1 pseudogene is annotated in these 1589 nt (G+C 36.2%); it reads right to left on the reverse strand.

The features are described from left to right. Positions 1 to 1085: 1085 nt before the first annotated feature. Positions 1086 to 1408 (reverse strand): annotated as a pseudogene (locus tag ACED41_RS21485) (metal-dependent hydrolase); the annotation flags it as partial. Positions 1409 to 1589 lie beyond the last annotated feature (181 nt).

Consider the following 1589-nt stretch of genomic DNA (forward strand, 5'->3'; position numbering starts at 1 on the left):
TTGTGGATTTAGCACTATTAGATCATATTTGTTAACAAAGTGCGATCCCGCCCTGCCAGAACACCTAGAGTCGTTCCGAGGATAATGAAGAGAACATAAAAAGAATGGTCATTATCTTTTCGATTTTTATTAGAATTGTTACCCTGCAAAACAACACCATATCAACATACCAATAAGATTAACCAATTGTTTCATAGGTAATATTCAGCTTCAAATACAAATTCAAATAATGAACGGACTATTCGATATAATATTGTTCCCTCCTCAAACGCTCTTAACGAAGATATTGGACACTTGATTAATACGATATGCCACACTGCCTTGAAAGTTAGTGATACCTTTAAGTGCGCTACCCACGTAAATGAACATCTTTTGAATTCAACCAAAAGCTATACAAAATCAACGAAAAATCACACCTTAACGGACAATCACCTAAATGATGCGAAGACTCAAACCTTAATCATCGCAACAATAAATAAAGAAGTGAGATATTAAATGATTCTCGGACAAAAGAGTTTTTGCTTATCTCTATCGATTGTTGTTATCACCAATCGATTATGTGTGACAGAGATAAGGTGACAAGCTCTATTGCGTCTGTTTAGATTTAATGTGATTGATGAACTTTGTTGTCTTCCGACAGATACATCAAATACATCAAGATACCCCATGACGTGAAAAACCGGCATGACTCCAATAAACATACTGTCTGTAGAGTATTAAATAATATGATAGAGAGTTAATGAGCACCTAATCAGACGGTGACGATTCAGATAGTATAGGCCCCGCCTACCGATTATCCCTTCAGGATGCTCTGTACCACACAATAACACGCCAAATATTATGTATATAAATACCCTTTGTCATACAAAGCCTCATTTACTAACAGAAAATCTATCATCGTTATTTTTATCAATGTCTATTTTCTAGTAGTCTATTCTACAAAATTTACTCAATAACAAAATAAACTGTTAGTAGGGAATCTTTGTATTGAAAATTTCACTTTGTATCTCTCGACTATTGCTAGACGCAGAACTATCACTCATTTACCTAACAGCCTAACAGAAAATCAGTCAGTATTTCGATTTGGTACAAGCGTCTAACAGTGCATGAGTACCAGAGCACAAAACAGCCAACTTTGTTTGAAAGAAAGCCCACGTTTTTTTGCAATCAGGTGATGCAGAACCAAAGCGCAGATCAAACTGCCAATGGGAATAAAGAAGAGTGAATGGGTAAATTGTCGATGAAATTCCAAAGCCAACAAAGGGTCACTTTGAGACTTAATCAGTGCATCCAAATCTGGTGCTAACCCGGAGAGCAGCCCTAATACCCCAGCAACAACCAAATGTTGTTTTTTGCTGGCAGATTGTGACAAAGAAGCGCCTAACACGCCCTGCGTTAAAGGATCCATAAATCACTCATTGATAGCATTCCGTTGAATCAAACAAAATACATTTAGCTATAGCGGTGAACTGTTCATAACTAAACGGTTTTATCAATATACTCATGTACATAGCTGTATAAGCATAGACCGATACATAGACAGGATCTTAAGAGCTAACTTGTTTATTTAGATAGAAAAAAGGCTTAAT

It is taken from the genome of Vibrio sp. 1F255 (assembly GCF_041439145.1).
Classification (GTDB): Bacteria; Pseudomonadota; Gammaproteobacteria; order Enterobacterales; family Vibrionaceae; genus Vibrio; species Vibrio crassostreae_C.